This is a genomic window from Desulfobaculum sp. (assembly GCF_054921475.1).
Genome location: NZ_JBUDSW010000238.1, coordinates 1 through 5,500, shown reverse-complemented (window position 1 = coordinate 5,500; position 5,500 = coordinate 1). Strand labels below are relative to the sequence as shown.

General features: G+C 59.9%; 3 protein-coding genes. All 3 read right to left on the bottom strand.

Going from position 1 to position 5,500, the window contains the following annotated elements; genetic code table 11:
- Positions 1 to 360: 360 nt before the first annotated feature.
- Positions 361 to 1,341, bottom strand: a complete 981-nt coding sequence (locus tag ACY69P_RS13540; RefSeq protein WP_462327855.1) for a calcium/sodium antiporter — start codon at positions 1,339 to 1,341, stop codon at positions 361 to 363.
- A gap of 725 nt (positions 1,342 to 2,066) precedes the next feature.
- Positions 2,067 to 4,232 carry a methyl-accepting chemotaxis protein gene (locus ACY69P_RS13535; protein WP_462327854.1) on the bottom strand — a complete coding sequence of 722 codons (2,166 nt, stop codon included), beginning with the start codon at positions 4,230 to 4,232 and terminating at the stop codon, positions 2,067 to 2,069.
- A 351-nt stretch (positions 4,233 to 4,583) separates the two neighbouring features.
- On the bottom strand, positions 4,584 to 5,500 hold a 917-nt coding region (gene panF, locus ACY69P_RS13530; RefSeq protein WP_462327853.1), incomplete at its 5' end, for a sodium/pantothenate symporter.

Here is a 5,500-nt window from a genome sequence, read left to right as displayed (position 1 = left end):
GGACTCAAAATCCGGTTCCAGCGATGGAGTAAGGGTTCGACTCCCTTCCCGGCTACCACAAGTATATCAAGGGTTTACGACGATTTGAGCAATCGACGTGAACCCTTTTCTTTTGTCCAAAATTCATTCCAGTCCCGTAAGAGTCCCACATTTGTCCCCGCTCTGTCCCCCATTTTTGAGGCAGGGGGGGCGCGGTCTTCCATTGTCTTTGGTCCATCGCCCGCCAGTTTGTATTCTCGAAGAGAGCAGCTGTGAGATGGGAGATTCTTTTGTAATAAATGGAGCGGGGGGGGGATTGTGATGCGGCCCTGTGGCGAGCTTTCTGCTCCACAGGGCCGTTTTGTTGTGCGCCTAGGGCCCCTAGGTGGTTGTGGCGACCACGGAGCGGATGAGCCATGTGGTGTAGGCCGCGTAGACGAGGACGAGGGCTGTTCCTTCAACGCGGTTGATTCTGCCGGGGCGGTTCCAGAAGCCGTAGCCGAGGATGAACAGGGACGCGGTGAGGCCGCCCATGAGGAGCATGTCTCGGGTGAGCGTTTCTGGTGCCACGGCAAAGGGCGTGATGGTTCCGGCAATGCCGACCACGGCCAGCGTGTTGAAGAGATTGGAGCCGATGACGTTGCCGAGGGCGATGTCGTGTTCGCCTTTTCGCGCCGCGATAACGGACGACGCCAACTCCGGCAGTGAGGTGCCGATAGCGACGATGGTCAGGCCGATGATCATGTCGCTGACGCCGAAGACGCGCGCGATTTCAACAGCGCCCCAGACGAGCAGGCGCGAGCTGGCGATGAGCAGCACAAGGCCGCAGACAAGCCAGAAAACTGCGCGCGCGAGGGGCATACTTTTTTCAGGGGCCTGCGCGGCGATTTCATCGCCGAGGGCGTCTGGCTTCCGTTTCATCCCTTGGACAATGGTCCACGTCATCAGCAGGGCGAAGACGGCAAGCAAAACGGCGGCGTCCAGCCGCGCGATGGAAAGGTCCAGAATAAGCCCCGCGCTGAGCAAGGTAACAACCAGAAGAAGAGGCAGTTCCTTGCGGAGCACTGTGGACTGCACCCGGATGGGATGAATGAGCGCCGTAACGCCGAGAATCAGCGCGATGTTGGCGATATTTGAGCCATAGGCGTTGCCGAGGGCAATGCCCGGACTGCCTTGAACCGCCGCGAGGGCGGAGACCACCATCTCTGGCGCTGACGTACCAAATCCGACGATAACCATACCAATGAGCAGCGGAGGCATGCCGAAATGGCGTGCAGTTGCTGCTGCACCTTCCACAAAGCGGTCCGCACTCCAAACAAGCAGTGCAAGGCCGCAGACCAAAGCGAAAAGTGCCAGTTCCATTCGATGTTCCTTATCGACGTGTTGAATGTGAGGCGTGTGTGACTGATGGCCTTGTGGCGGCGGTGGCCGTTACGGGCGTGCGTCGCCAGCCTTGGGTGAGGCCGTTTTGTGCGTGGCAGCGCTTGCGCCCGGTGGGCGCGCCACCGTTGCCGTGAGCCGTCAGGGTGGGAGTTCATCCCATAGGATGGAGCTATAGCGAAATGCGTGTTGGGGCTCAAGCGTGGTGTTGGGTGAGATAAAAAGGAAATGAGCTCATGAAATAGAAGTGTTGCCCCCTTTTGAGTCTTAAGCCTGAGAAAAGGGCCTCTTGCGCATGAGATGTCGCAACTCAATGAATTGAGGGGGTAGTTATGGAAATTCGTTGTCAAAAGTGTGGGCATACGGAAGAAACTACGCTTGATTTGTTAGTGAGTATCATCGGTGGAGCAATGCCATTAGGCGGCTTTTGGGCTTGGACTACGTATTTGTTTGCAGGGACAGGTCTTGCCATGCCGATAGTTATTTGCATCATTACAGGAGGTGTCGGGCTGCTTGCGTTCAAGAAGCAGGTTGTAAAGTGGGTAATGAACAAGCGGTATGTATGTTCGGATTGTGGCGCGATTGATTGGGCAGCCCACCCCACATCCATCCGCCACCTTGAGGGCGCAAAAAAGCCCCCGGCTTGTGCCGAGGGCTTGGGTTGTGGTTGGGGGCGATGGTGGGGCGCCGGCCGCCGGGCGGCGGGGTTAGGCGTCGCGCAGGCGGTCGATGACGGTGGAGAGCCTGCCTGCGAGGGTGGTCAGCTCCGTGACGGCGCGGGTGGATTCGTCCATGGCCTGCGCGTTTTCCTGCGCGATGGTGTTCACCTCTTCCGTGCTGTGGCTGATTTGCTCGCTGGCGGCGGATTGTTCTTCCGAGGCTGTGGCGATGTTACGGACCTGATCGGCGGTGGAGTCGACGATGGAGACGATGCGCTCCAGCGCTTCACCGGCTTGCTGCGCCAGTTCCGTACTCTTGGTGACCTCGGCCGTGGCCTGCGCCATGTTTGAGATGTTGGTGTGCGTGCCGTTCTGAATGGATTTGACGGACTCGCCAACCTGTTTGGTTGCGGCCATGGTCTTTTCCGCCAGCTTGCGCACTTCGTCGGCAACAACGGCGAACCCGCGCCCGGCGTCGCCAGCACGTGCGGCCTCAATGGCGGCGTTGAGCGCCAGCAGGTTGGTTTGGTCCGCAATGTCCGTGATCACATTCATGATTTGACCAATGCCCTCCGCCTGCTCGCCCAGTTCGCCAAGGCTGCGCTCCAGGCTGGTGGACATTTCGTGCACGCGGGTGATGTTGGTGACCACGTTGCCCACCACATCGCCGCCGGATTCGGCTTCCTTGCGGGCTTGATCTGCGGATTCCGCGGCCTGTCCGGCGTTCTGCGCCACTTCCAGCACGCTGGCGTTCATCTGCTCCATGGCGGTTGCGGCTTCACTGGTGCGCTCGCGCTGGACATCGGAGCCGCGGTTGGATTCTTGAATCTGCGCGGCAAGTTCTTCGGTGGCGCTGGAAACCTGCGACACAATGCCCGCCAGTTCGTCGGCGGCCTCAAGCATGCCTTCGCGCTTGGCGTTTTCTGCCTCTTCGCGCGCCTTTTCAGCGTCCCGCAGGGCGATTTGCGCCTTGGCGGTTTGGTCCTTGGCTTCTTTGGTCATCTCCTCGGCCTTGGAGATGTTTTTCACCAGCCCGGCAACCATGGTCTCCATGGCGGAATGCAGGGTAAGAATCTCGCCCCCAAATCCTGAGGCATCGACCTTGGCGTCAAAGTTGCCCTGCGCCACGTCCTGCGCCATGGATGCCATCATGCCCATAGGCTTTGAGATGCTGCGCGCCACAAAGTACAGGGCGACGAGCAGGAGAAGCACGGTGATGACAGCGGCAATGATAATGGCCTGCGACAGCGCCGTGGCCTCGGCGGTGATTTTCGCGATAGGCGCGTTGATGCCAAGGTACCAGTACTGCCCGGTCTGTCCGAGGGGGATGGGAATGTACTGCACAAGGGAGCGCTCGCCCGTCACCTGCGAGATGTGTTCGCTGGAGAAGGGCTTGCCCTGCGCCATGGCGGAGCGCAGGTCGCGTTCGTGTTCCAGGTTCACCACGTCAAAAATATTTTTGAGGACGTAGTCCTTGTTCGGGTGCGCCACCACGCTCCCCCCGCGGGTCATGAGAAAAGCGAAGCCTGTGTCGTAGGGGGTGATGGCGTCCACCATGTCGTTCAGGCTTTGAATGGACAGGTCAAGGGTGACGACGCCCTTGAACGAGCCGTGGACCATGATGGGGGCCGAAGTGGTGGCCAGCAGCAGTTCATTGCCGTTGATGGTGTAGTGGTAGGGCGGCGTGACAAAGGGTTTTCGGGTGCGCTTGGGCACCAGATAGTAGTCGCCATCGCCGGGGACGTCGTATTCCGGCAGGGCTGTGACTTTGTACGTGCCGCCCTCGGGGTAGACGTAGGGCACAAAGCGTCCGGTCTTGTCGTGGTAGGGGGCGTTTTGGAACTGCGCGTCCATGCCGTCAAAGGCGTCCGGTTCCCAGCCCGTGCTGCCGCCCTGATAGAGCGTGCTCTTTGCGATAACGCTTTGGACCAGCTGTACGGCGAGGTCGCGGTCCATCACGTCGCCGTTTTCGCGCATGCCGGCAAAGGCGCGCGCTAAGGCCTCGGCCTGATTCAGCCCCACCTCAATGCGCGCTTTGACGGCGTTGCCGTATTCTCCGCCAAGGGCCTCCATCTCGCGCTGCGCCACGTGCCGCAGCGCGTCTGTGCTTTGTTGCGAAATGGTGTACCCGATTGCGCCAAACGCGACGATGAGGAGCAACGTCGTCGGCAGCATGATCTTGTACATGGTTTTGAGATTTCGAAACACCTTCACGATCGCCTCCTGATGGCCGTGGAAGCACGGCGCTGAATAAAACGGTTCCTTGAGAGCAGGATTGTGTGAGAAATACGTAAGTCTTTTGACAAATTATCGACAGGATTGTTGAGAAAATTAGGGATGTATTGAGAAAAATGCAGGAATGACGGGTGGCAAGAGGCGAAAGACAGCCTCCTGCTGTTGACTGTGCGCACAGTTTGGGCGGGCCGTGTCGCCTTGCGGACAGGGGCGGGTCAGCTTTGTTGAACGGTGAAAATCAGCCTGCCCCAGCCAATTTTGGGGAATTGGGCTGAGGCGGGAGTGGGCGAAAGCGGGAAAACGCGGCGGGAGAAAGGAAAAAGGGGGAGCCTAGCGGCTCTCCCCCCAGAAAAGGTCGATGACGCGGGGATGGGTGGGCGGCCCGGCATAGGAGCCAAGAACAAATGCCACAAGGGACGCCAGCGTCGTTGGGACAATGGCGTGCACGCCGCCCATGTCCGGCTTGGCGATGGTCAGGATGAAAAAGGTGCCGACGCCCACAAGGATGGACGCCACCGCGCCAGTGCTGTTTGCCTGTTTCCAGTACAGCCCGAGGATGATGGGCCACAGGAACACGGCTTCCAGCCCGCCAAAGGCAAAGAGGTTGATCCACACCAGCAGGTCCGGCGGCTGAATGGCGGCCAAAAAGACCAGCAGGCCAATGACGGAGGTGGAGATGAGGCTCTTCTTTTTGAGGCTGGCGGAGGTCATGCGCGAGGCGTCGCCTCCAAGGCGGTAGTGGATATACAGGTCCTTGATGATGGCGGCGGAGGCCAACAGGAGCATGGAGTCCACGGTGGACATGATGGCCGCCAGTGGCCCGGCGATGAAGACGCCCGCCCAAAACGGCGACAGCAATTCCATGATAAGGCTCGGCATGGCACGGTCGCCCGCGGGCAGGTCCGGAAGCACGGCGCGGCCAAGCGTGCCGGACAGGTGCGCGCATAGAATCATAAAGCCAATGATGATGGTACCGATGATCATGGCGTTGTGCATGGCGCGGGAGTCGCGGTAGGCCATGCACCGCTGCGTGGTCTGGGGCAGGCCAAGGATGCCAAGGCCAACCAGTATCCAAAAGGAGAGGATAAAGGGCTGTGGCACGGCGTCCTTGGGTCCTGTGGGGGTGATCAGGCCGGGGTCGATGCTTTTCAGCGTGGCGATGCATTGGCTCATGCCGCCGCCAGCCGTCACCACGGCGTTGAGCACCACAACGGCGGCCACCACCATGACAATGCCCTGAATGGCGT